Origin of the sequence: Streptomyces sp. NPDC020917, assembly GCF_044333795.1 — a bacterium.
GTDB lineage: Bacteria > Actinomycetota > Actinomycetes > Streptomycetales > Streptomycetaceae > Actinacidiphila.
This window is the reverse complement of the sequence record NZ_JBIRRR010000024.1, coordinates 19245-42389: the sequence shown is the minus strand read 5'-3', so window position 1 is coordinate 42389 and position 23145 is coordinate 19245. Positions and strand designations below refer to the sequence as shown.

The 23145-nt window shown below is 70.0% G+C and carries 16 protein-coding genes; 12 read left to right on the top strand and 4 right to left on the bottom strand.

The annotated features are described in order from the left end of the window. Positions 1-69 precede the first annotated feature (69 nt). Together ACH4TG_RS35145 and ACH4TG_RS35140 are read right to left on the bottom strand one after the other, a co-directional pair. Entirely contained in the window at positions 70-1302 is a 1233-nt protein-coding gene (locus tag ACH4TG_RS35145; RefSeq protein ID WP_398246718.1) for a hypothetical protein, read from the bottom strand. Next, positions 1299-2171 carry a class I SAM-dependent methyltransferase gene (locus ACH4TG_RS35140; RefSeq protein ID WP_398246717.1) on the bottom strand — a complete coding sequence of 291 codons (873 nt, stop codon included), beginning with the start codon at positions 2169-2171 and terminating at the stop codon, positions 1299-1301. Before ACH4TG_RS35140 ends, ACH4TG_RS35145 begins: the two co-directional genes overlap by 4 nt. Positions 2172-2555: 384 nt before the next feature. Here ACH4TG_RS35140 and acnA point away from each other — a divergent pair, with 384 nt between their 5' ends. The 12 genes from acnA (at position 2556) to ACH4TG_RS35080 (ending at position 19532) form a co-directional block, all read left to right on the top strand. Next, positions 2556-5273 carry an aconitate hydratase AcnA gene (acnA, locus tag ACH4TG_RS35135; protein WP_398246716.1) on the top strand — a complete coding sequence of 906 codons (2718 nt, stop codon included), beginning with the start codon at positions 2556-2558 and terminating at the stop codon, positions 5271-5273. A 411-nt stretch (positions 5274-5684) separates the two neighbouring features. Next, positions 5685-7082 carry an N-acetylglucosamine/diacetylchitobiose ABC transporter substrate-binding protein gene (ngcE, locus tag ACH4TG_RS35130; RefSeq protein ID WP_398246715.1) on the top strand — a complete coding sequence of 466 codons (1398 nt, stop codon included), beginning with the start codon at positions 5685-5687 and terminating at the stop codon, positions 7080-7082. A gap of 83 nt (positions 7083-7165) precedes the next feature. After that, complete coding sequence (locus ACH4TG_RS35125) at positions 7166-8095, top strand: carbohydrate ABC transporter permease (protein ID WP_398246714.1); 930 nt, start codon at positions 7166-7168, stop codon at positions 8093-8095. A 13-nt stretch (positions 8096-8108) separates the two neighbouring features. Then, entirely contained in the window at positions 8109-9056 is a 948-nt protein-coding gene (locus ACH4TG_RS35120; RefSeq protein WP_398246713.1) for a carbohydrate ABC transporter permease, read from the top strand. Between the two features lie 343 nt (positions 9057-9399). After that, a complete protein-coding gene (locus tag ACH4TG_RS35115; RefSeq protein ID WP_398246712.1) occupies positions 9400-10602 on the top strand; it encodes an ROK family protein in 1203 nt (400 codons plus the stop codon). Positions 10603-10741: 139 nt separating this feature from the next. Further along, a complete protein-coding gene (locus ACH4TG_RS35110; RefSeq protein ID WP_398246711.1) occupies positions 10742-11845 on the top strand; it encodes a sugar ABC transporter substrate-binding protein in 1104 nt (367 codons plus the stop codon). A gap of 317 nt (positions 11846-12162) precedes the next feature. After that, positions 12163-12951 carry an ATP-binding cassette domain-containing protein gene (locus tag ACH4TG_RS35105; RefSeq protein ID WP_398246710.1) on the top strand — a complete coding sequence of 263 codons (789 nt, stop codon included), beginning with the start codon at positions 12163-12165 and terminating at the stop codon, positions 12949-12951. Between the two features lie 17 nt (positions 12952-12968). Further along, positions 12969-14240 carry a sugar ABC transporter permease gene (locus ACH4TG_RS35100; RefSeq protein WP_398246811.1) on the top strand — a complete coding sequence of 424 codons (1272 nt, stop codon included), beginning with the start codon at positions 12969-12971 and terminating at the stop codon, positions 14238-14240. 185 nt (positions 14241-14425) lie between these two features. Then, the gene (gene dxs, locus ACH4TG_RS35095; RefSeq protein WP_398246709.1) at positions 14426-16363 is read left to right on the top strand and encodes a 1-deoxy-D-xylulose-5-phosphate synthase; all 1938 of its coding nucleotides are present in this window, start codon (positions 14426-14428) and stop codon (positions 16361-16363) included. Positions 16364-16550: 187 nt separating this feature from the next. Further along, positions 16551-18092 carry an amino acid permease gene (locus tag ACH4TG_RS35090; protein WP_398246708.1) on the top strand — a complete coding sequence of 514 codons (1542 nt, stop codon included), beginning with the start codon at positions 16551-16553 and terminating at the stop codon, positions 18090-18092. A gap of 180 nt (positions 18093-18272) precedes the next feature. Next, positions 18273-19130: a DsbA family protein gene (locus ACH4TG_RS35085; RefSeq protein WP_398246707.1), complete on the top strand. Its 858-nt coding sequence runs from the start codon at positions 18273-18275 to the stop codon at positions 19128-19130. A gap of 144 nt (positions 19131-19274) precedes the next feature. Further along, on the top strand, positions 19275-19532 hold the full coding sequence (locus ACH4TG_RS35080) for a hypothetical protein (RefSeq protein WP_398246706.1): 258 nt from the start codon (positions 19275-19277) through the stop codon (positions 19530-19532). Between the two features lie 94 nt (positions 19533-19626). Here ACH4TG_RS35080 and ACH4TG_RS35075 read toward each other — a convergent pair whose 3' ends face one another. Together ACH4TG_RS35075 and ACH4TG_RS35070 are read right to left on the bottom strand one after the other, a co-directional pair. Next, a complete protein-coding gene (locus ACH4TG_RS35075) occupies positions 19627-21756 on the bottom strand; it encodes a 3-hydroxyacyl-CoA dehydrogenase NAD-binding domain-containing protein (protein ID WP_398246705.1) in 2130 nt (709 codons plus the stop codon). Further along, the gene (locus ACH4TG_RS35070) at positions 21753-22970 is read right to left on the bottom strand and encodes a thiolase family protein (RefSeq protein ID WP_398246704.1); all 1218 of its coding nucleotides are present in this window, start codon (positions 22968-22970) and stop codon (positions 21753-21755) included. The genes ACH4TG_RS35075 and ACH4TG_RS35070 overlap by 4 nt, the downstream gene beginning before the upstream one ends. Positions 22971-23145 lie beyond the last annotated feature (175 nt).

Sequence of the window (23145 nt, the reverse complement as noted above, 5' to 3'; positions counted from 1 at the left end):
GCGGCCATTCGTGACAGCCTTCGAACAGAACCGGCAAGAAAACGCTACCCGCGCCCGTGCTGCCCGGCATCACGTGCCGGGCGAGGCGACAACGACCTCCTCGTCGGCCGGCGCGCGCGGCGGCGGCACCACCTGTGCGAACAGCCGGCGGCGCGCCGTGCGCCGGGCCGACCGGGGGACGATCACCGCGATCAGGCAGCAGACCGCCATGCCCAGCAGGCCGGCGACCACGCCGAGCTTGGTCGCCAGCGACACCTGCGGCAGCACGAACACCGCGATGTCCAGGCCGAACGACGCGGCACTCACCACGGCCAGCGCCGCCGCGACCCGGTTGAGCCGGGCGTCCAGCTCCTCCGAGCGCTGCGAGGCGGCGGCCAGCAGCGAGTTGGAGACGTAGCCGAGCAGCTTGTCGGCCCGCTCCTGGGTGTCGTCCAGACCGATCACCTCGCGGGCGGCCAGATAGCTGGCGCGGTGCGCCTGGGTGGACTCGATCCGGTAGCCGTCGAGATGGTGGTAGTCCGCCCACAGCCCGTCGAGGAAGCGCCGGAAGGCGTGCACGTCGGTGCTCTCCGGCTGGCCGTGCGCCAGGTCCGCCAGCACCCAGCGGCCCGCGATCAGCGAGCCGACCAGCAGCGACTGCTGGGCCACCGCGATGTCGGTGGGCTCGGTCATGGTCAGCAGGTCGAACAGCGGGGTGGCTGGATCGCGGTCCCAGGCGTAGGTGTACGGCAGCAGGATGTGGCAGTCGGGTCCCGCGATCAGCTCCGGCACCCGGGCGTCGGCCTCCCACGGCGGGTCCAGCGTCACGAAGTGCGCGTTGTAGCGGGCCGACTGGCGGTCGATGGGGGAGCGCTCGCCGCCCAGCGCCAGATCGGGCCGCAGCGCCACCCCGTCCATCAGGCCGCTGGCCATCGACGCGGCCAGCACCGCGGTGAGCAGCGGCGCGTCCGCCTCCCGCAGCGTCCGGTTGATCTCGGCGTCCAGTGCGTCCAGGTCGTGCAGCGCGAGCTGCCGCAGGTCGCGTTCGTGCCGCAGCGCGTAGACGACCAGCACGGTGCCGGCGGTCAGGATCCGCGCGTGGCAGGCGACGATCTCGGTGCCGGGCAGGTTCACCACCGGACTCACCACCGGCGTCAGGTCCAGCTCGATGGTGGTGTCGGGGTTGTAGGCCAGCGAGCGCAGCCCGCCGGCCACCGGGCGCAACTCGCCGAGCCCGGGGACGGCGACCAGTTCCGTGCTGATGGCGGGGGAGCGGTGGTGCAGCGGATACGCCCTGCTCTGCAGGTGCAGGACATCGCTCACCCAGCCGCTCCGTTTCCCGCCGCCCAGGAGACGGCCACGTACTCGGGGATCAGTTCTGCCTCGGACACCTCGACCTTGCCGAGGTAGCGGCGCTGGAGGTCCTCGGGCCCCACGTCCTCCAGACCGGGGCCGAGCAGCGCGGCCAGCCGGTCGTGGGTGAGGTAGCTGGCGTCGGCGGGCACCGCGCGGCGCCGGAACCAGCCGCGCTGCGCGGCCAGCACCGTGCTGCCCGCGGCGGCGGCCGGCCAGTAGCTGACAGCGGTCACCGCGGTGGTGCCGAAGCCCGCACCCAGGGTGACCACGGCCTCGGCCTCGGCCGGCGGCAGGTAGAAGACGACGCCCTCGGCGACGTAGGCCACCGGGCGCCCGCCGGCCAGCTCGCGCACCGTGGCGGTCAGCTGCTTGCGGTCGTCCTCCCGGGCCAGGTCGGCGGCCACGTGGTGCACCTCGCGGTCGACGGCGGCCCCGCCGTCCACCAGCTCCGCGGCGCGCCGCCGCTTGGCGGCCACCATGTCGGGCAGGTCCACCTCGACTGACGCGGCGAACGGCAGCAGCCACGGGTACGACGAGAAGCCCGCCCCGCACACCACCAGCACGGTGTCCGGATCGGCGGCCAGCGCGCGGGTCAGGGTGTCGGCGATGACGCGTCCGCGCAGCGACACCACCAGATCGTCGTGGGCGTACACCGCGGCCGCGTACTCGTCCCAGAGCTCGCGTACCGCGCCGCGCTCGCCGTCCGGGATCCAGGCTCCGGCCAGCCGGTCCTCGGCGAGCTCGGGTCTGCGCGCCCGCGACTCGTTCACGAGATATGCGGTCAGCTCGACACCGTCGCGCATGCCGGACAACCCCCGTCCTGTGTTCCGTGACATGCCGTCAACCTCCTTCGTACCACTGCCCGATGGGCGCGGCGCAAGTCCGGGCCGGGGCGCGCTGCGGCGCGGCGGGGGCGTCCGGGCGGGGGTGCGGGGGAGCGCGGCGGGCGCGGCGGGCGCGGCGGGCGCGGGCGGCGCGCGCCGGCCCGCGGGCGGGGGCATCCGCGCCCAGGCCGCAGGGCCGGGTGGCCCGGGCCGGCCGGGGCCCGGGCCGGCCGCCCGGTCATGGACCGCGGCCATCCGGGTACCCGGCGGGCCTGGGCATGACCCGGCCGGGCTCGTGTACTAGAGTTATCTCGACATCGAGATATCTGCCGAGGCGTACCGTCAGACGGCAGCAGTGCGGTGGTACGCGCGAGAACATGCATGAAGGAGACTGTCGTGTCGGCGAACAGCTTCGACGCCCGCAGCACCCTGCAGGTGGGCGACGAATCGTATGAGATCTTCCGGCTGGACAAGGTGGAGGGCTCCGCCCGGCTGCCGTACAGCCTGAAGGTGCTGCTGGAGAACCTCCTGCGCACCGAGGACGGCGCCAACATCACCGCCGACCACATCCGGGCCCTCGGCGGCTGGGACTCGCAGGCCCAGCCGAGCCAGGAGATCCAGTTCACCCCGGCCCGCGTGATCATGCAGGACTTCACGGGCGTGCCCTGCGTGGTCGACCTGGCCACCATGCGCGAGGCCGTCAAGGAGCTGGGCGGCGACCCGGCGAAGATCAACCCGCTCGCGCCGGCCGAGCTGGTCATCGACCACTCGGTGATCGCCGACCGCTTCGGCACCCCCGAGTCCTTCGCGCAGAACGTGGAGCTGGAGTACGGCCGCAACAAGGAGCGCTACCAGTTCCTGCGCTGGGGCCAGACCGCGTTCGACGAGTTCAAGGTCGTCCCGCCGGGCACCGGCATCGTTCACCAGGTGAACATCGAGCACCTGGCGCGCACCGTCATGGTCAGGAACGGCCAGGCCTACCCCGACACCCTCGTCGGCACCGACTCGCACACCACGATGGTCAACGGCCTGGGCGTGCTGGGCTGGGGCGTCGGCGGCATCGAGGCCGAGGCCGCGATGCTCGGCCAGCCGGTGTCGATGCTCATCCCGCGTGTCGTCGGCTTCAAGCTCACCGGCGAGCTGCCCGCCGGCACCACCGCCACCGACCTGGTGCTGACCATCACCGAGATGCTGCGCAAGCACGGTGTCGTCGGCAAGTTCGTGGAGTTCTACGGCGAGGGCGTGGCCGCCACCTCGCTCGCCAACCGCGCCACCATCGGCAACATGTCGCCGGAGTTCGGCTCCACCGCCGCGATCTTCCCGATCGACGCCGAGACCCTCAGCTACCTGAAGCTGACCGGCCGCAGCGGGCAGCAGGTCGCGCTGGTCGAGGCGTACGCCAAGGAGCAGGGCCTGTGGCTGGACCCGGCCGCCGAGCCGGACTACTCCGAGAAGCTGGAACTCGACCTGTCCACCGTGGTGCCGTCCATCGCCGGTCCCAAGCGCCCGCAGGACCGCATCGTGCTGGCCAAGGCCGCCGAGCAGTTCGCCCGCGACGTGCGCAACTACGTCAACGACGACCAGGAGGCCGGCAAGGAGTCCTTCCCGGCCTCGGACGCCCCGGCGCTCGCCCACAACGGCGTGCCCACCAAGCCGACCCTGGTCACCGCCGCCGACGGCACCAGCTACGAGATCGACCACGGCGCCGTCACCGTCGCCGCGATCACCTCGTGCACCAACACCTCGAACCCGTACGTGATGGTCGCCGCCGCGCTGGTGGCCAAGAAGGCGGTCGAGAAGGGCCTGACCCGCAAGCCGTGGGTCAAGACCACCCTGGCCCCCGGCTCGAAGGTCGTCACCGACTACTTCGACAAGGCCAACCTGACCCCGTACCTGGACAAGCTGGGCTTCAACCTGGTCGGGTACGGCTGCACCACCTGCATCGGCAACTCGGGCCCGCTGCCCGAGGAGGTCTCCAAGGCGGTGAACGAGGCCGACCTGGCGGTCACCTCGGTGCTCTCCGGCAACCGCAACTTCGAGGGCCGGATCAACCCGGACGTCAAGATGAACTACCTGGCGTCCCCGCCGCTGGTCGTCGCGTACGCCATCGCCGGCTCCATGAAGGTCGACATCACCCGCGACGCGCTGGGCATCGACCAGGAGGGCAAGCCGGTCCACCTGGCCGACATCTGGCCGTCCGAGGCCGAGGTCAACGACGTGGTCGCGTCCGCGATCGGCCAGGACATGTTCAGCCAGTCCTACCAGGACGTGTTCGCCGGCGACGCCCAGTGGCAGGCGCTGCCGGTGCCCACCGGCAACACCTTCGAGTGGGACGCGGAGTCCACCTACGTCCGCAAGCCCCCGTACTTCGAGGGCATGGAGATGGAGCCGGCCCCGGTCACCGACATCGCCGGCGCCCGCGTGCTGGCCAAGCTCGGCGACTCGGTCACCACCGACCACATCTCGCCGGCCGGCGCCATCAAGGCCGACACCCCGGCCGGGCAGTACCTCACCGAGCACGGCGTGCAGCGCCGCGACTTCAACAGCTACGGCTCGCGCCGCGGCAACCACGAGGTCATGATCCGTGGCACCTTCGCCAACATCCGGCTGCGCAACCAGATCGCGCCCGGGACCGAGGGCGGCTTCACCCGCGACTTCACCCAGGACGGCGGGCCGGTGGCGTTCATCTACGACGCCTCCCGCAACTACATCGAGCAGGGCGTCCCGCTGGTCGTCCTGGCGGGCAAGGAGTACGGCTCCGGCTCGTCCCGCGACTGGGCCGCCAAGGGCACCGCGCTGCTCGGTGTGAAGGCCGTCATCGCCGAGTCCTACGAGCGGATCCACCGCTCGAACCTGATCGGCATGGGCGTGCTGCCGCTGCAGTTCCCGGAGGGCGCCTCGGCGCAGACCCTGGGCCTGACGGGTGAGGAGACGTTCTCCGTCACCGGCGTCACCGCGCTCAACGACGGCGCCACCCCGCGCACGGTGAAGGTCACCACGGACACCGGCCTGGAGTTCGACGCGGTCGTCCGGATCGACACCCCCGGAGAGGCGGACTACTACCGCAACGGCGGCATCATGCAGTACGTGCTGCGCTCGCTGATCCGCAAGTGACACCCCCCGCCCGGCGACCGCCGTGCGGCGCCCGCTGAGCGGCCTGCAGGACCCTTCAGGGCCGCATCCCGGCATTAGCCGGGATGCGGCCCTGAACGCTCTTCACGCGCCCGCGGCGTGCCGGATTACCTGCCCGGTCCACGTTTCGGCCAGGTCTCAACTCGGGAAAGCTTGTCGGTCCGGGTTGTCTCGATCTTGCCCTCCCCGAGCCAAGTGGACTATACCTGTCGGCGTCCAAGGAACCCGCTGGGAGCGGGGACGCGCGGGGGGCGGACGAGTGGCACAGCCGGTCGTTTTCGATATCGTTCCTCGCCTCACTGGATGTACGGCATCACTCACGCTTCAACTGTTCGCGGTAGTCGGCGGATTCCGCTGCACCGCATGAGTCCTGGAGAAGGCGAGGACTTGAGCATGGGATCCGAAATGAACCGCCGGGATCTGGTCAAGCGGTCTGCGGCGCTTGGCCTGGTGGCTGTTCCCTCGGCCGGTCTGCTGAGCGCGTGCGCGTCCAGCGGTGGTGGCAGCGACAACAGCACCACGAAGCCCTCGAAGGGGGCGGCGAGCAAGGACAACCCCTTCGGCGTCAACGACTCCGCGCCGCTCGACATCGTCATCTTCGACGGCGGTTACGGCCACGACTACGCGACCGCGCTCGGCAAGCTCTACGAGTCCAAGCACTCGGGCTCCAAGGTCAGCGTCACGCCGACGCAGGACATCACCGGCAAGCTGCAGCCGCGCTTCAACGGCGGCAACCCGCCGGACGTCATCGACGACTCGGGCGCCCAGCAGATCAAGCTCGACGTGCTGCAGAAGAACGGCCAGCTGTCCGACCTGACGCCGCTGCTCGACGCGCCGTACCTGGACGACCCGAGCAAGAAGATCCGAGACGTGCTGCAGCCCGGCACGATCGAGACCGGCACGCTCGACGGCAAGATGGTGCAGCTGAGCTACATCTACACCGTGTGGGGTCTGTGGTACTCCGGCAAGCTCTTCAAGGAGAAGGGCTGGACCGAGCCGAAGACGTGGGCCGACTTCATGTCGCTCTCCGCGGAGATCAAGAAGGCCGGCATCGCGCCCTTCGCCCACCAGGGCAAGTACCCGTACTACATCAACGTCTGCATCATGGACCTGATCGCCAAGAACGGCGGCACGGACCTGGCCAAGCGGATCGACGCCTTCGACCCCACCGCCTGGGACGACCCGGCCGTCCTCAAGGGCATCTCGGCCATCTACGAGATCGTCGACAAGGGCTTCCTGCTCCCCGGCACCAACGGTCTGACCCACATCGAGTCGCAGACCAAGTGGAACCAGTACAAGGCCGCGTTCATCCCCTGCGGTTCCTGGCTGGAGAACGAGCAGCTCAAGGCCACCCCGAGCGACTTCGACATGAAGTTCATGCCGATGCCCTCGCTCGACGGCGACAAGCTGCCGTTCGACGCGATCCGCGCCGGCGCCGGCGAGCCCTTCATCGTCCCGGCCAAGGCCAAGAACCAGGCCGGCGGCATGGAGTTCCTGCGCATGATGCTGACGAAGGAGGGCTCCGGCAAGTTCGCCGCCGCGGCCAACTCCCTCACCGTCCTGAAGGACGGCGTGGGCTCCGACGTCCAGCTGCGTCCGGGCACCGCGTCCACGGTGACCGCGCTGTCCGCCGCGGGCACCAACACCTTCAACTACAACTACCCGAACACCAACAGCCAGTTCGACACGGACCTGCAGAACCTCAGCGCCGAGCTGATGGCCAAGCGCCTGAAGCCGGCCGATTGGGTCGCCAAGGCCAAGCAGCTCGCCACCAAGGCCAAGAGCAGCTGATTAGCCGACAGCGTGCGTGAGGCGGGGGCCGGAGATCTGCCGGCCCCCGCTCCGGCACAGCCTCCCGACCAGGAGCAGGATCCATGCAGCAACGCAAATACCCCTTCATCGTGGGGTTCCTCATCGTTCCGCTCGTCCTCTACATCACGTTCGTGATCTGGCCGTACATCCAGACGATCGGCTATTCGCTCACGGACTGGAAGGGCGAGTCGCAGACCTTCAAGTTCATCGGCTTCCAGAACTACAGCGACCTGTTCCACGACAGCGTGTTCAAGACCGCTTTGTGGCACAACATCCTGCTCCTGATCTTCCTGCCGGTCATCACCATTCTGCTCGCCCTGTTCTTCGCCTTCATGGTGAACGTCGGCGGGCGTTCCGTGGCCGGCGGTGTCCAGGGCGTGCGGGGCGCCTCGATCTACAAGGTCGTCTACTTCTTCCCGCAGGTTCTCTCGGTCGCCATTCTCATCGTGCTGTTCGGCGCGGTGTACCGCAGCGACGGCGCGGGTCTGCTCAACGGCGTGCTGGTGAAGCTGCACCTGGAGGACGCCAACAACCCGATCGAGTGGCTGAACGACCCCAACCTGGTGCTGTGGTGCCTGCTCGGCGTCCAGGTCTGGGCCGGCGTCGGGTTCTACCTGGTGCTGTTCTCGGCCGCGATGCAGTCCATCCCCAAGGACATCTACGAGGCGGCGCTGCTCGACGGCGCCGGGCGCTCGCAGACCTTCTTCAAGGTCACGCTCCCGCTGCTGTGGGACACGGTGCAGACCTCGTGGGTGTACATCTCGATCTTCGCCATGGACTTCTTCGCACTCGTCTCCGGTCTGACACAGGGAACCTACGGCGGTGGTCCCGACCACCACAGCGAGGTCATGTCGACCTACCTGATGCGTAACTTCCTGTACTTCGGTAAGAGCGGCTACGCCTGTGCGCAGGGCGTCATGATCATGCTGCTGACGTTGGTCGTGTCCGTGATCACGCTGCGGGCCTCCCGCCGTGAACGCATCGAGTTCTGAGCGGGGAAGCACCATGACCTCACCCATCACCGAGTCGCAGGCCGGTCTGATCAACCAGGCCCCGGCCGCCAAGGGGCTCCGCAAGGGACAGAAGGCGACGGACGACGGCAGCTACGACGGCGCCGGCGGCCGGGTCCTGAACGTCTTCTCGCACGGCTTCCTGATCCTCTGGGCGATCCTGATCATCCTGCCGCTGCTGTGGATCATCCTCGGCGCGTTCAAGAACAATGCGGAGATCGGGTCCAGCGCCTGGTCCTGGCCGTCGCACTGGAGCTTCGGCTCGTTCGGCCGCGCCTGGGACAAGGGCATCGGGAAGTTCTTCCTGAACACCGTGATCGTGATGATCTTCTCGGTGCCGCTGACCATGCTCTTCGGCTCCATGGTCGCCTACGTGCTGGCCCGGTACACCTTCCCCGGCAACAGGTTCTTCTACTTCCTGTTCGTCGGCGGCGCGATGTTCCCCTACTTCCTCGCGCTGGTGCCGCTGTTCTTCATGGTCAAGAACCTCGGCATGCTGAACACGTACCAGGGCCTGATCCTGGTGTACATCGCGTACTCGCTGCCGTTCACCACCTTCTTCATGCACTCGTTCTTCAAGACGCTGCCCACGGCGGTGCACGAGGCGGCGGTGCTGGACGGGGCCTCGCACACCAGGACCTTCTTCCAGGTCATGATGCCGATGGCCAAGCCCGGCCTGCTGAGCGTCGGCATCTTCAACGTGCTCGGCCAGTGGAACCAGTACATCCTGCCGGTGACCCTGATGCAGCCGCAGTCCAGCACCGACCCGGACCGGTCGATGCTCGCCCAGGGCCTGGTGAACCTCTCGCTCCAGCAGGGCTACGCCGGCGACTACCCGGCGCTGTTCGCCGGCATGGTCGTCGCCATGCTGCCGGTGCTGGTGGTGTACCTGTCCTTCCAGCGCCAGGTCCAGGCGGGTCTCACCGCGGGCACCCTGAAGTAGCCGCCCGCCACGACCGCCGGCGGGTCCGCCGGCGGTCGCTCGGCGGCCCGTTCGCCGACCATCACATATCCGGACACGTCCCGACAGAACCGGGGCGGACCGGCCGAGCCACGACGAGCGGCTCCGCGACCCCGCGGAGCCGCTCGCCGGCGTTTCCGGCAGGGGAAAACCGATAACGGTGTGGTTCTGCCCCTTGACGGGACATCACACCAAACACTCAACTTAGAGTTCACATGTTGTAGACGACGGGGTCTCGCGGGTGTGGCGACATCGACACCGGCCCGGGTCCCGTCCCGTGCGGGCAGACGGAGCTGTCTCCGCCTGCCGGGCAGGAGTGGATGTCGTGGAGACTCCGGGATCGCAGTCGTCGCTGCACCGGGCCAACCTGGAGCGCGTGGTGCGGGCCGTCCGGCTCGCCGGATCGCTGACCCAGGCCGAGATCGCGCGGAGCACGGGGCTGTCGGCGGCGACGGTGTCCAACATCGTCCGCGAGCTGCGCGACAACGGAACGGTGCAGGTCACGCCGACCTCCTCGGGCGGTCGGCGGGCCCGCAGCGTGGCGCTGTCCGGGGACGCCGGGATCGTCGTCGGAGTCGACTTCGGGCACTCGCACCTGCGGGTCGCGGTCGGCAACCTGGCGCACCAGGTGCTGGCCGAGCAGTCCGAGCCGATCGACGTGGACGCCTCCGCGTCCGAGGGCTTCGACCGGGCCGAGCAACTGGTGGGCCGGCTGGTGGAGTCCACCGGGATCAGCCCGGAGAAGGTGCTGGGCGTCGGCCTGGGCGTGCCGGGCCCGATCGACGTGGAGACCGGCGCGCTGGGTTCGACCGCGATCCTGCCCGGCTGGATCGGCGTCAACCCCCGCCAGGAGATGTCCGACCGGCTCGGCGTGCCCGTCCAGGTGGACAACGACGCCAACCTGGGCGCCCTCGGCGAGCTGGTGTGGGGCGGCGGACGCGGCGTGAAGGACCTGGCTTACATCAAGGTCGCCAGCGGCGTCGGCGCCGGCCTGGTGATCGACGGCCGGATCTACCGCGGGCCCGGCGGCACGGCCGGGGAGATCGGCCACATCACGCTCGACGAGTCGGGCCCGGTGTGCCGCTGCGGCAACCGCGGCTGCCTGGAGACGTTCACCGCCGCCCGCTACGTGCTGGAGCTGCTGCGCGGCAGCCACGGCGAGGGGCTGACGATCCCGCGCATGGTGCAGCTGGGCCGCGAGGGCGACCCCGGCTGCCGCCGGGTCATCGGCGACGTGGGGCGCCACATAGGGATGGGCGTGGCCAGTCTCTGCAACCTCCTGAACCCCAGCAGGATCGTGCTCGGCGGCGACCTCGCGGAGGCCGGCGAGCTGGTCCTGGGCCCGATCAGGGAGTCCGTGTCACGCTACGCGATCCCCAGCGCCGCCCAACGGCTGTCCGTGGTCCCCGGATCGCTCGGCGCAAGGGCCGAGGTCCTGGGGGCACTTGCCCTGGTTTTGAGCGAAATGGGCGATTCGACCCTTTTGGACGGCAACACTCCGGTTGATACCCCCGCCTTCTCGGCATAACGGAGCGTTCACACAGCTAACGAAACGGGTCGTTGCCATCTCGTTAAGTGTTTACTTCTTGACGACATGGCGTCAGCCGGAGTTGACTCACGACAACCTCGGCCGCGGTGTTGCGGCCCTGTCAGGGAGGCAACCTCACATGAACGCAATGACGCGTCGTCTCGCTGTCGGAACGGTCGCCGTTTCGATCGCGCTCACCATGGCCGCGTGTGGCAAGGCTGGTGACAAGAAGTCATCCGATGGCGGGAACGCGAGCAGCAGCGCGGGTGGCAAGTCCATCGGTCTGCTCCTCCCGGAGAACGCCACGACGCGGTACGAGAAGTTCGACAAGCCGCTGATCGAGGCCAAGATCAAGTCCCTGTGCTCCGACTGCACCGTCGAGTACGCGAACGCCGGCGCCGACCCGCAGAAGCAGGCCCAGCAGGTCCAGACCATGATCACCAAGGGTGTCAAGGTCCTGATCGTGGACCCGCAGGACTCGGCGGCCATCAAGAGCTCCATCCAGTCCGCGGTCGACAAGGGCATCAAGGTCGTCGCGTACGACCGCCTCGCCCAGGGCCCGATCTCGGCCTACGTCTCCTACGACAACGAGAAGATCGGTGAGCTCCAGGGCCAGTCCCTGCTCGACGCCATGGGCTCGGCCGCCACGCCGCAGGCAAACGTTGTCATGATCGACGGTGACCCGGCCGACCCGAACGCCGCCATGTTCAAGGCCGGCGCCCACAAGGTCCTCGACGGCAAGGTGAAGATCGCCTACGAGCAGAGCGGTCTGTGGAAGGACACGGTCGCCGCCCAGAAGATGACCGCGGCGGTCACCCAGCTCGGCAAGGGCAACATCAAGGGCGTCTACGCGGCGAACGACGGCATGGCCGGCGGTGTCGCCACGGTCCTCAAGGGCAACGGCATGAACGTGCCGCTGACCGGTCAGGACGCCGAACTCGCGGGCCTGCAGCGGATCCTGGCCGGTACCCAGACGGCCACGATCTACAAGCCGTACGCCCCTGAGGCCAACGCCACCGCCGAGATCGCGGTGGACCTGCTCGAGGGCAAGGACTTCAAGTCCGTCGCCACCACGACCGCGACCAGCGTGTCCGGCGAGACCGTCCCGGCCCTGCTGATCGGCGCCACCCCGGTCAACAAGGCGAACATCAAGGACACCGTGATCAAGGACGGTCTGTACACCACCGCCCAGCTGTGCACCGGCGAGTTCGCCGCGGCCTGCAAGGCAGCCGGCATCCAGTAACACCAGGACGGCGGCCCCGCCGGGGCCCGGGAACCCCGGGAACCGGCGTGCGGCCGCCCTCCGCCCGCAGAGCCTGTCCGGCGCCCCGCCCCACCAATCCACCCCGCTGCCGGGGCGGGGCGCCGGACGGAGACCTGTGCGGGACCCCCGTGAACGCGGCGACGTGCAAACGGGGGTAACCCAGGGGAGAACCCAGGGGAATACCCAAGGGAAGAGGCCCTGCCGCTTCCCCGTTCACCTTGTAGTCCTGTGCCTCGTGCACTCCCTCCGCGGCTGTTCAAGCACGCGGCATCCCCGCCGGTCAGGCGGCGAAGGAGATGGTTCACGTGTCCGCTACGCCCGTGCTCGCGTTGCGCGGAGTCTCCAAGCGATTCGGTGCGGTCCAGGCCCTCACCGATGTCGAACTGGAGGTCCACGCCGGAGAAGTTGTCGCCCTCGTCGGCGACAACGGTGCCGGTAAGTCCACACTGGTCAAGACGATCGCCGGGGTCCACCCCATCGACGAAGGCGTCATCGAGTGGGAGGGCAACCCGGTCAGCATCAACCGGCCGCAGGACGCCCAGCACCTCGGTGTGGCCACCGTCTACCAGGACCTCGCCCTGTGCGACAACCTCGACGTGGTCGGAAACCTTTACCTCGGACGCGAGTTGCTGCGGCTCGGCAGCCTCGACGAGGTCACCATGGAACAGCGCGCCCGCGAGCTGCTCAACACGCTGTCGATCCGCATCCCGAGCGTCCGGATCCCGATCGCCAGCCTCTCCGGCGGCCAGCGCCAGGTCGTGGCGATCGCCCGCGCCCTGATCGGCGACCCCAAGGTCGTCATCCTCGACGAGCCCACCGCCGCCCTCGGCGTCGAGCAGACCGCCCAGGTCCTCGACCTGGTGGAGCGGCTCCGCGAGCGCGGTCTGGGCGTCATCCTGATCAGCCACAACATGGCCGACGTCACCGCCGTCGCGGACACCGTCCACGTGCTGCGCCTCGGTCGTAACAACGGCTCCTTCCCGGTGAAGGAGACCTCGAACGAACAGATCATCGCCGCGATCACCGGTGCCACGGACAACGCCGTGACCCGTCGGCAGGCGCGCAACGCGGAGGCGGCCAAGTGAGCAGCGACAAGACCACCCTGGACAAGGGCATTCCGGCGGAAGAGGTGCCGCCGCCGGCGGTCGCGGCCATCGACCCCCGGCTGCTGGTCCGCGAAGAGGGCTTCAAGGGCTACATCACCGAGTTCAAGCGCAAGCTCAAGGGCGGCGAGCTGGGCTCCCTCCCGGTCATCGTCGCGCTGATCGTCATCTGGGTGATCTTCCAGAGCCAGAGCAGCAAGTTCCTGACGTCGGGCAACGTCCTCCACATCACGTACTTCCTGTCCGGTACGGGCATGCTGGCCATCGGCCTGGTCTTCGTACTGCTGCTGGGTGAGATCGACCTGTCGGTCGCGTCGGTCAGCGGCCTGGCCTCGGCGCTGTTCGCGGTGTTCACCGCCACACACGGCATGAACGTGTGGCTCGCGCTGCTGCTCACGGTCGCGATCGGTGCCGGTATCGGCGTCTTCCAAGGATTCTTCTTCGCGAAGATCGGCGTACCAGCGTTCGTCGTCACCCTGGCCGGCTTCCTCGGCTGGAACGGTCTGATGCTGTGGGTGCTGGGTGACACCGGCTCGCTGCAGATCGCCGACACGGGCCCGATCCACCTGCTCGGGCAGAACTCGTACTTCATGAACCAGGACATCGCGGGCGCCTACGTCCTGGCCACCGTCGGTGTCGCCGCGCTGCTGCTCGGCTCGCTGGTCGAGCAGGGCCGCCGCCGCAAGGCGGGGGTGCCGTTCCGGACCACCGGCGAGATCCTGCTCCGCACCGTGCTGCTGGCGATCGTGGCCTACGGCATGGCGATCGTGCTCAACAACGCCGGCGGTGTGCCCAACGCGCTGGTGTTCTTCCTGGTCGCGCTGATCATCTGCGACTTCGTGCTGCGCCGCACCACCTTCGGCCGCAAGGTCTTCGCGCTCGGCGGCAGCGTCGAGGCGTCCCGCCGTGCCGGTATCAACGTGGGCATCGTCCGCATGGCGGTCTTCGGCATCTCGGGTGGCTTCGCGGCGATCGGCGGCCTGTTCCTGGCCGGCCAGACCCAGGCGGCCACCCTGCAGGGCGGCGGCGGCAACCTGCTGATGCTGGCCATCGCCGCCGCGGTCATCGGCGGCACCAGCCTCTTCGGCGGCCGCGGCAACGTCTGGTCCGCCCTGCTGGGCATGCTCGTCATCCAGTCGATCCAGACCGGGCTCGACCTGCTCAACATGAACCAGTCGATCCAGTACATGATCACCGGCGCCGTCCTGCTCGCCGCCGTCATCGTCGACTCGGTCTCGCGGCGCACCCAGAAGTCGTCCGGGCGCGCGTAACCGCGACACAGATCACTCGAACCGCCGGGCGGACCTGGACCCTCCAGGGCCGTCCGGCGGTTTCGTGCGGTCTAGACTCGTCGGATCGGCCCGACCGGCCGGTAGGAAAAAGCGCGGTGACCCCCACCGCCGCACAACAGGCGACAGGCAAGCCCCAGGCAGAGCCAAGGCAAGAGGAGGCACGGGTGGCAGTGCTGACCCGTATCAACGGACCCCGCGACCTGGACCCGCTCGGCCCCCAGCAGCTCGAGGAGCTGGCAGCCGAGATCCGTACCTTCCTCGTCGACGCGGTGTCCAAGACCGGTGGGCACCTCGGACCCAACCTCGGCGTGGTGGAGCTGACCATCGCGCTGCACCGGGTCTTCCACTCCCCGCAGGACCGCATCCTCTTCGACACCGGCCACCAGGCATACGTCCACAAGCTGCTGACCGGCCGGCAGGACTTCGCCGGGCTGAAGAGCAAGGGCGGCCTGTCCGGCTACCCCTCGCGGGCCGAGTCCGAGCACGACGTCATCGAGAACAGCCACGCGTCCACCGTGCTGGGCTGGGCCGACGGACTGGCCAAGGCCAACGAGCTGCTGGACCGCGACGACCACGTCGTGGCGGTCATCGGCGACGGCGCGCTGACCGGCGGCATGGCCTGGGAGGCGCTGAACAACATCGCCGCCGCCAAGGACCGCCCGCTGGTCATCGTCGTCAACGACAACGAGTGGTCCTACTCGCCGACCATCGGCGGCCTCGCCAACCACCTGGCGACCCTGCGCACCACCGACGGCTACGAGCAGTTCCTGGCCCGCACCAAGGAGCTGCTGGAGCGCACCCCGCTCATCGGCCGCCCGCTCTACGAGACCCTGCACGGCGCCAAGAAGGGCCTGAAGGACTTCATCACCCCGCAGGGCATGTTCGAGGACCTGGGCCTGAAGTACGTCGGCCCGATCGACGGGCACGACCTCGAGGCCGTCGAGTCGGCGCTGCAGCGGGCCAAGCGGTTCCGGGGCCCGGTCATCGTGCACTGCATCACGGAGAAGGGCCGCGGCTACACCCCGGCCGAGCGCGACGAGATCGACCGCTTCCACGGCATCGCCCCCATCCACCCCGACACCGGCCTGCCCATCGCGGCCGCCGGCGCGGACTGGACCTCGGTCTTCGGCGACGAGATGCTCGAACTCGGCCGGGAACGCGAGGACATCGTCGCCATCACCGCGGCGATGCTGCACCCGGTCGGCCTGACCAAGTTCGCCAAGGAGTTCCCCGAGCGGGTCTACGACGTCGGCATCGCCGAGCAGCACGCCGCCGTCTCGGCCGCCGGCCTGGCCACCGGCGGGCTGCACCCGGTCGTCGCGGTCTACGCGACGTTCCTCAACCGGGCCTTCGACCAGGTGCTGATGGACGTGGCGCTGCACAAGTGCGGGGTCACCTTCGTCCTGGACCGGGCCGGCGTCACCGGCAGCGACGGCGCCTCGCACAACGGCATGTGGGACATGTCCATCCTCCAGGTCGTCCCCGGCCTGCGGATCGCCGCGCCGCGCGACGCCGACCAGGTGCGCGCCCAGCTGCGCGAGGCCGTCGCGGTCGAGGACGCGCCCACCGTCGTCCGCTACTCCAAGGGCGCGGTCGGCCCGGCGGTCGCGGCCGTCGGCCGGATCGGCGGCATGGACCTGCTGCGCGTCCCCGCACCCGGCACCGAGCGGACCGACGTGCTGCTGGTGTCGGTCGGTGCGCTGGCGCCGATGTGCCTGGAGATCGCCGGCCTGCTGGACGCCCAGGGCATCACCACCACCGTCGTCGACCCACGCTGGGTCAAGCCGGTCGACGAGGCGCTGCCCGGGCTCGCCGCCCAGCACCGCGTCGTGGTCACGGTCGAGGACAACGGCCGGGTCGGCGGCGTCGGCACCGCCGTCGCCCAGGCGCTGCGCGACGCCGAGGTGGACGTGCCGCTGCGCGACTTCGGCATCCCGCAGCAGTTCCTCTCCCACGGCTCCCGCAAGGACGTCATGGCCGAGATCGGGCTCACCGCGCCCGCCATCGCCCGCCAGGTGACCGGGCTCGTCGCCACCATCGACGGCCGCTTCGCCGACGAGGCCGACACCTCCGAGGCCACCCCGGAGATCGCCCGCGACTGATCCGGAGCCGCGGCCAGGCCCTTCTTCCGGCCGGTCTTCCTCCGCTGAGGGGGTTCACCCGCACGGGTGGACCCCCTCCGCCATGGGACGACGTGCAGGCGCGCCTGTTCGGGTGAGACGGCCCTCCGCAGTGGAGTGGCGACTGCCGGCCCCGCACCGGGCCGGGCAGACCACCTGGAGGTGCCCCATGGGCCTGGACATCGGCTCCCGCAAAGGCGGCAGCCCCGCGCCGCAGCGGCCGGCGCGCGGAGTCTTCCGCACCAAGACCGTCGAGCAGTCCCTCGCGGACACCGAGGAGCCCGGCCACGGGTTGCGGAAGGAGCTGTCCGCGCTCGACCTGGTCGTGTACGGGGTCGGCGTCATCGTCGGCACCGGCATCTTCGTGGTGACCGGCTCGGTCGCCAAGCAGTACGCCGGCCCCGCGGTGTCCCTGGCCTTCGTCGCCGCCGGCGTGGTCTGCGCGCTGGCCGCCCTCTGCTACGCCGAGTTCGCCTCCACCGTCCCGGTCGCCGGCTCCGCCTACACCTTCGGCTACGCCTCGATCGGGGAGCTGCCGGCTTGGATCATCGGCTGGGACCTGATCCTGGAACTGGCCCTGGGCGCAGGCGTGGTCGCCGGCGGCTGGTCCGGCTACGTGCGCAGCCTGCTGTCGCACGTGGGCATCGACGTGCCGGCCTCGCTCAGCCACCAGAACGGCGGGTTCGGCTTCGACGTGCTGGCCGCCGCGCTCGTCCTGGTGCTCACCGGCATCGTGATGATGGGCATGAAGCTGTCGGCCCGGATCACCGGCCTCGTGGTGGCGACGAAGATCACCGTGGTGCTGATCGTCATCTTCGCCGGCCTCTTCTACATCACCGGCAGCAACTACAAGCCGTTCCTGCCGCCGTCCCAGCCCAACACCGGCACCGGATCCACCCTGCACGCCCCGCTGGTGCAGGTGATGTTCGGCTTCACCCCGTCGTCGTTCGGCGTCATGGGCATCTTCTCGGCCGCCGCGGTGGTCTTCTTCGCATTCATCGGCTTCGACATCGTCGCCACCGCCGCCGAGGAGACCCGCCACCCGCAGCGCGACGTGCCGCGCGGCATCCTCGGCTCGCTGGTGGTGTGCACCGTCCTGTACGTGGCGGTGTCCCTGGTCGTCACCGGCATGCAGAAGTACTCCGACCTGGACACCAGCGCCCCGCTGGCCAGCGCGTTCAAGGCGGTCGGCGCACCCTTCTGGTCCGGCCTGATCAGCTTCGGTGCGGCGGTCGGCCTGACGTCGGTGGTGATGATCCTGCTGCTCGGCCAGACCCGGGTCTTCTTCGCGATGAGCCGCGACGGGCTGCTGCCGCGGGCCTTCTCCCAGGTGCACCCGACGTACGGCACGCCGTACCGCACCACGGTGCTGCTCGGCGTGGTGGTGGCGCTGATCGCCGGCTTCTTCACGGTGGAGGAGCTGGAGCAGATGGTGAACATCGGCACGCTGTTCGCGTTCGTCGTCGTCGCCGTCGGCGTGATCGTGCTCCGCCGCACCCGCCCCGACCTGCACCGCGCCTTCCGAGCCCCCTGGGTGCCGGTGCTGCCGGTGCTGTCGGTGGGCGCCTCGCTGTGGCTGATGATCAACCTGAGCGTGGAGACGTGGCTGCGGTTCGCCGGCTGGATGGCGGTCGGCTGCGTCGTCTACTTCGGCTACGGCCGCTCGCACAGCCGGCTCGCCCGCGGCCGGGACGGCGCCCCGGAGCACTGACGGCCGGGCCTGGCCGGGTGCATACGGGGTGAACCGGGACGTGCGGGCGGGGGAGCAGGGGCCCGGGGCGGCGGGGGAGCGGGGCCTTGGCCGGCTGGGGGCACCCGGAATTCGGGCACGGGCGCGAGCGGTGGTAGAAATGCGCGAGGAGCCGTGCGGGATGATCGAGGTGGCGTAGTCATGACGGAGTCCAAGGGACCCGAGGCCGGGGGCGCGGCCGTTCCCGGCAAGAAGAAGCGGAAGAGCCCGCTCGACCGGGTGCGCCCCTACGCGATGTCCGTGGTGGTGATGGCGGTCGTCTTCGGCATCTCCGCCGTGATCGGCGCCCATGTGCGCTCCAACAAGGACGACAAGGTCAAGGAGCCCAGCGGCGCCGCGGGCCCCGCGGTGGTCCCGACCGGCCCCGCGGCCCCCACGCCGAGCACCACCGACACCCCCTCGGGCCCCAAGTTCGACGTGCCGGTGCGCCCCAGCATCCCGGTGACCGTCACCATCTTCGAGGACCTGCGCAGCCCGGAGTCCAAGGCGTTCCACGACCAGTACGGGCCCGTGCTCACCAGCCTGCTCACCACCGGCCAGGTGCAGATCCACTACCGGCTGGTGACCGCGTCCGACAAGAAGTACGGCGGCGACGGCTCGCTGAAGGCCGCCGCGGCCGCGGGCTGCGCCCAGGACCAGAGCCGGTTCACCGCGTTCGTGGACGAGGTGTTCAAGAACCAGCCGGACCCGAAGACCGACTCGCTGGCCAGCGAGAAGGAGCTGCGGGAGCTGGCGAAGAAGGCCCACAAGATCAAGATGCCCGCGTTCCTGCCGTGCATCGAGCAGGGCGACCACGTGGGCTGGGTGAACAAGTCGCAGGCCGGTTTCGCCGCCGACGGCTTCGGTGACGCCCCGGTCGTGGAGATCAACAACGTGCCGGTCAAGGACGTCCAGGGCAGCCTCACGCCGCAGAAGCTGCGCGCGATGGTGCTGGCCGAGGCCAAGCGCGTGATCAAGGTCCAGGCGACCCCGTCGCCGACCAACACGATGGTGGGCTGACCCGCCCCGCACCACGTTCGGCGGCCGCACCACCGGCCGCCCCGGGTCTCTCCGGCAGCCGCCGCAGCCGTACCACCGGCCGCGGCGGCTGCCGGCCGTTGCGGTGCCGGGCAGACGTCCCTCCCGGGTCAGGAGGGCGCGCGGGTGAGCAGGGTGTGGCCGAACGGCGTGATGACGTGGATGACGGTGTTGCCGTGCCGGGTGACCCTCGGCCAGGTCCTCGGACTGCGAGGGGGTCAGGAAGTGCAGCCCGACATCGCCGCCCAGCCGTTCAACGTGGCGCTGGCCGCCCGCGACGCCTTCGGACTGACGGTCGTCCAGCTGCAAGAAGTGCGCGCCTGGCTCGAGGGACTCCGCACGGATGACGAGTTGATCCAGGTCCTCGACCCCTCCTCAAGCTGAGGCCGCGCCGCCGGCACCGCACCGGCAACGAAATGCCGGTGCCCGGCACCCCCCTTGGCGGGAGGCGCCGGGCACCGGCGTGGAAAAGGGGAGGCTACTCCGGAACGCTGGCGAGGCCCGGGGCGAGGAACGGCTTGCCGTTCACGCGCTGGGAGACGCCCTCGCGGTCGAGGTAGGGGGTGATGCCGCCCAGGTGGAAGGGCCAGCCGGCGCCGGTGATGAGGCAGAGGTCGATGTCCTGCGCCTCCGCCACCACGTCCTCCTGAAGCATCAGGCCGATCTCCTCGGCCACCGCGTCCAGGACGCGCGCCCGCACCTGCTCCTCGGTGAGCACCGAGTCGCCCTGCTTGAGCAGCGCCGCGACCTCCGGGTCCAGCTCGGGCTTCCCCGAGTCGTAGACGTAGAAGCCGCGCTTGCCGGCCTTCACCACGGCCGCCAGGTTCTCCGAGACCGTGAAGCGGTCCGGGAAAGCGCCGTGCAGCGTCTCCGAGACGTGCAGCCCGATGGCCGGTCCGACCAGCTCCAGCAGGACCAGCGGCGACATCGGCAGGCCCAGCGGCTCGACCGCCTTCTCGGCCACCGCCACCGGCGTGCCCTCGTCGATGACGTTCTGGATCTCGCCCATGAAGCGGGTCAGGATGCGGTTGACGACGAACGCCGGGGCGTCCTTCACCAGCACCGCGGTCTTCTTCAGCTTCTTGGCGACCGCGAACGCGGTGGCCAGCGACGCCTCGTCGGTGCCCTCGCCCCGCACGATCTCCAGCAGCGGCAGTACCGCCACCGGGTTGAAGAAGTGGAAGCCGACGACCCGCTCGGGGTGCTCCAGCTTCGCGGCCATCTCCGTCACCGACAGCGACGACGTGTTGGTGGCCAGCACGGTGTCCGGCCGGACCACGGCCTCCAGTTCGGCGAAGACCTGCTGCTTGACGCCCATCTCCTCGAAGACGGCCTCGATCACGAAGTCCGCGTCGCCGAAGGCGGTCGCCTTGTCCAGGTGGCCGGTCACCAGCGCCTTGAGGCGGTTGGCCTTGTCCTGGCCGACCCGTCCCTTGGCGAGCAGCTTGTCGATCTCGCCGTGCACGTAGCCGACGCCCTTGTCGACCCGCTGCTGGTCGATGTCGGTCAGCACGACCGGTACCTCCAGGCGGCGGGCGAACAGCAGCGCCAGCTGCGAGGCCATCAGGCCCGCGCCGACCACGCCGACCTTGGTCACCGGACGGGCCAGCGCCTTGTCCGGGGCGCCCGCCGGACGCTTGCCGCGCTTCTGCACCAGGTTGAAGGCGTAGATGCCGCTGCGCAGTTCACCGCCCATGATGAGGTCGGCCAGCGCGTGGTCCTCGGCGTCGAAGCCCTGGCGCAGGTCGCCGTTCCTCGCCGCCTCGATGATGTCCAGCGCCCGGTACGCGGCCGGGGCCGCACCGTGCACCTTGCCGTCGGCGATGAAGCGGCCGCGGGCCACCGCCTGGTCCCACGCCTCGCCGCGGTCGACCTCGGCGCGGACCACCTCGGTCTCGCCGCGGAGCACCGACGCGGTCCAGGCCAGCGACTGCTCCAGGAAGTCCGCGGCCTCGAACAGCGCGTCGGCGATGCCCAGTTCACGCACCTGGGCGCCCTTGAGCTGGCGGTTCTGGTTGAGCGAGTTCTCGATGATCACGGTGACCGCGCGGTCGGCGCCGATCAGGTTCGGCAACAGCGTGCAGCCGCCCCAGCCGGGGACCAGGCCGAGGAAGACCTCGGGCAGCGAGAACGCCGGCACCGCGGAGGACACCGTGCGGTAGGTGCAGTGCAGGCCGACCTCGACGCCGCCGCCCATGGCCGCGCCGTTGTAGTAGGCGAAGGTCGGCACCGCCAGCGACGCCAGCCGCTTGAAGACCGCGTGGCCGCCCTGGCCGATGGCCAGCGCGTCCTCGTGCCGCTTCAGCAGCTCGACGCCCTTGAGGTCGGCGCCGACGGCGAAGATGAACGGCTTGCCGGTCACGCCGGCACCGACGATCTGGCCGGCCGCCGCCTCCTTCTCGACCTGGTCGATCGCGGCGTCGAGGTTCGCCAGCGACTGCGGCCCGAAGGTGGTCGGCTTGGTGTGGTCGAAGCCGTTGTCCATGGTGATCAGGGCGAACCGGCCCGCACCGCCGGGCAGCTCCAGGTGGCGGACCTCGGCCGTGGTGACGACCTCACCGGGGAACAGCTCGGCCGCACCCTTCAGCAGCTCTGCGGTCGTGCTCATTTCTCCCCCTCGAAGTGCGGGTTCTCCCAGATGACCGTGCCGCCCATGCCGAAGCCGACGCACATGGTGGTGATGCCGTAGCGGACGTGCGGCTGCTCCTCGAACTGCCGTGCCAGCTGCGTCATCAGGCGCACGCCCGAGGACGCCAGCGGGTGGCCGAACGCGATCGCGCCGCCGTACTGGTTGACCCGCGGGTCGTCGTCGGCGATGCCGTAGTGGTCGAGCAGCGACAGGACCTGGACGGCGAACGCCTCGTTGATCTCGAACAGGCCGATGTCGTCGATCGTCAGGCCGGCCTTCGCCAGTGCCTTCTCGGTCGCCGGCACCGGGCCGATGCCCATCACCTCGGGCTCGACGCCGGCGAAGGCGTACGCCACCAGGCGCATCTTCACCGGCAGGCCCAGCTCCTGGGCGACGTCCTCGGCGGCCAGCAGCGAGGCGGTGGCGCCGTCGTTGAGGCCGGCGGCGTTGCCCGCGGTGATCCGGCCGTGCGGGCGGAACGGGGTCTTCAGGCCGGCCAGCTGCTCCAGCGTGGTGCCCGGGCGCATCGGCTCGTCGGCCGTGGCCAGGCCCCAACCGGTCTCGCCCGCCTCGGCGTTGGTGCGGCGGACCGCGATCGGCACCAGGTCCTGCTGGATGCTGCCGTTCGCGTACGCCTTCGCGGCCTTCTCCTGGCTGCGCACCGAAAAGGCGTCGGCGCGCTCCTTGGTCAGGTGCGGGAAGCGGTCGTGCAGGTTCTCCGCGGTCATGCCCATGAACAGCGCGGACTCGTCGACGAGCTTCTCGGAGACGAACCGCGGGTTGGGGTCGACGCCCTCGCCCATCGGGTGCCGGCCCATGTGCTCGACACCGCCGGCGACCACCACGTCGTACGCGCCGAAGGCGATGCCGCCGGCGGTCGTGGTGACCGCGGTCATGGCGCCCGCGCACATGCGGTCGATGGAGAAGCCGGGGACGGTCGTCGGCAGGCCGGCCAGGATGCCGGCGGTACGGCCGAGCGTCAGGCCCTGGTCGCCGATCTGCGTGGTCGCGGCGACCGCGACCTCGTCGATGCGGGCCGGGTCCAGACCGGGGTTGCGGCGCAGCAGCTCCCGGATGCACTTGATCACCAGATCGTCGGCGCGGGTCTCGTGGTAGATGCCCTTCGGGCCCGCCTTGCCGAACGGCGTGCGGACGCCGTCGACGAAGACGACGTCCCTTCCGGTACGAGGCACGATGGCTCCTTCGTTGTGTTCGCTTGCCCCCGGGCGCTCATGCCCGGTGCCGACAGTCGACCGTGCTCACGCTCGCACCTGGCGCACCGCGCGCGGTGGTCCCGCCCCGCACCGGCGTGCCGTACGGGGTGTCCACCGGCGTGCCCGGGGGAGGGCGCAGCGAGGAGGCCACCGC